Raw genomic sequence first — 2,383 nt, forward strand, 5'->3', positions numbered from 1 at the left:
GCGAGGCGGTCGTCGGCGCTGCTGAGCTTCGCGCCCGTGAGCTGACCGATGCGACGCAGGCGCTGCCGCACCGTGTTGCGGTGCAGGTACAGCTCGCGCGCTACCCCATTCACGCTGCCGTGGAGCTTGAGATACGCCTCGAGCGTTCGGACGAGATCGGCGTACCGCTCGTCGTCGGCGAGCGGTCCGAGCACGCGCTCGGCGAACGCCTCGATGTCGCTCTCCGGCTGGCCCAGGACGAACCGGTACGGACCGAGGTCGTCGAAATGCGTCGTCTTCGCCTTGCCGCCGTTCGTGCGCGCGAGCGAGACGGCCTGCTCGGCCTGGAGGAGCGCGAGATGCGCGCCGGTCGCCCCGCGCTTCGGACCCGACACGGCGACCGAGAGCTGGTCGTCGTCCGCCTCCTTCGAGACGCGACGGCGCAGCCGCTCCCCTTCGCTGCGCGCGTCGACGTCCTCATCCACTTCGAAGACCGCCGCAACCACGTCCGAGCGCGTCCGGACGACCTTCGCGTCGGCCGGGGCGGCCGCGGTCACCGCTGTCCGCAGATGCCCATTGGCGATCCGGCTCGAGAATGCGATCGCCAGATATCTCGTGTCACTCATCTCTTTCCTCCCTAGAAATCAAAAGGCCTCCCTTTTGGGAGGCCGGTGCTGAACGCTGAGAACGGGTCTGCGAGCTAGCTGCCGCCTCCCAAACCGTGGTCGCCCATCGCACAGACGCAGGTGCAATGGGCTTCGGGCATGGCCATGGCGCAGCAGCGATAAAGCATCTGCGATGAAATTAGTGCCACACCTGCGCCACGTCAACGGTTCTGCGAGGATTGCCGGCATCCCATGAGCCCCTCTTTCCGACTCGCCGTCATCGGCGGCGACGGCATCGGCCCCGAGGTCACCCGCGCAGCGCTGCGCGTCCTCGACGCGGCCGAGGGGCGTTTCGGCTTTTCCACGGTGCGCGAGGAATTGCGGTGGTCGTCGGCGCGTTACGTAGAGTCGGCCGGAAAGATCACGCCCGAGGACATCGACGGTCTGCGGGCCTTCGACGCGATCCTGTTCGGGGCGATCGGCGATCCGCGCGCCCCGCGCGGCGTCGTCGAGCGGGACGTCATCCTCGGCATGCGCCGCCAGCTCGACCTGTACGTCAACCTCCGCCCCATCGTCGCCTACGACGACCGGCTCGTGCCGCTGAAAGGCAAGCGTGCCGAGGACATCGACCTCGTCGTCGTGCGCGAGAACACCGAGGACGTCTACACCCAGACCGGCAAGATCACCGGAAGCGGCAAGGACGAGGTCGCCGAGGTGCCGATGCGCTTCACGCGCCCGGGCATCGAGCGCGTGGTCCGTTACGCGTTCGAGCTCGCGCGCACGCGCCCGGATCGGCACCTCACGCTCGTCGACAAGGCGAACGCGATCCCCGTGCAGGAGCTGTGGCGCCGGATCTTCGACGAGATCGGCGAGCAGTTCGCCGAAGTGACGCGCGACGCGATGTACGTCGACGCGGCCTGTATGTGGCTGGTGCTGCGACCGGAGCAGTTCGACACGATCGTGACGACGAACCTCTTCGGCGACATCATCACCGACCTCGGCGCCGCGATCTGCGGCGGCCTCGGCGTCGCGGCCTCGGGGAACATCAACCCCGGCAAGGTCTCGATGTTCGAACCGATCCATGGATCCGCGCCGAAGTACGCCGGCAAGGGCGTCGCGAGCCCCATCGGCGCGATCGGTGCCGTCGCGCTCATGCTCGAGTACCTCGGGCAGAGTGACGCGAGCCGCGCCATCGAAGACGCGGTGCGCGCCGGACTGCAAGGCAGCCGGATCAAAGGAGTCGAGGCCGGAAGCCAGAAGACCGATGAGGTCGCGAACATCGTCGCCATGGCGGTCGCCGGCTAACGCGCGATGAGCGAGACCGTGTACGACGCGATCGTCGCGGGCCTCGGCGCGCATGGCAGCGCCGCCGCGTATCACCTCGCGAAGCGCGGGCAGAGCGTGCTCGGGTTCGATCGCTTCGCGCGCGGACACACGCTCGCGTCGTTCGGCGGCCTCTCGCGCATCATCCGCCTCTCCTACTACGAGCACACGAGCTACGTCCCGCTCCTCGAACGCGCGTGGGACCTCTGGCGCGAGCTTGAGCGCGACAGCGGAGAGACGCTGCTCACACAGATTGGCGGCCTGTATATGGGACCGCCGGAGGGCGAGCTGGTGTCGGGTTCGCTCGCGAGCGCGCGGCTGCACGACCTCGCGCACGAAGTGCTCGACAACGCGGAGCTCAGGCGACGGTATCCGCTCTTCGAGATCGATCGCGAATGGATCGGCCTCTTCGATGCGCAGGCCGGCTGGCTCGCTCCCGAGCGTGCTGTCGAAACGCATCTCCGGCTCGCCGAGCG

The 2,383-nt window shown here is 68.2% G+C and carries 3 protein-coding genes; 2 read left to right on the plus strand and 1 reads right to left on the minus strand.

Translation table 11 applies throughout. The features are described 5' to 3' along the window. Window positions 1-605: helix-turn-helix domain-containing protein (locus VI056_10345; protein HEY6203430.1), on the minus strand; the 605-nt coding region annotated here is incomplete at its 3' end. 231 nt (window positions 606-836) lie between these two features. Here VI056_10345 and VI056_10350 point away from each other — a divergent pair. Further along, window positions 837-1,889, plus strand: coding sequence for an isocitrate/isopropylmalate family dehydrogenase (locus tag VI056_10350; GenBank protein HEY6203431.1), 1,053 nt, complete (start codon window positions 837-839; stop codon window positions 1,887-1,889). Between the two features lie 6 nt (window positions 1,890-1,895). Further along, a partial coding sequence (locus tag VI056_10355) for an FAD-dependent oxidoreductase (GenBank protein HEY6203432.1) occupies window positions 1,896-2,383 on the plus strand: 488 nt, incomplete at its 3' end.

This window comes from Candidatus Limnocylindria bacterium (assembly GCA_036523395.1).
Lineage (GTDB): Bacteria > Chloroflexota > Limnocylindria > P2-11E > P2-11E > CF-39.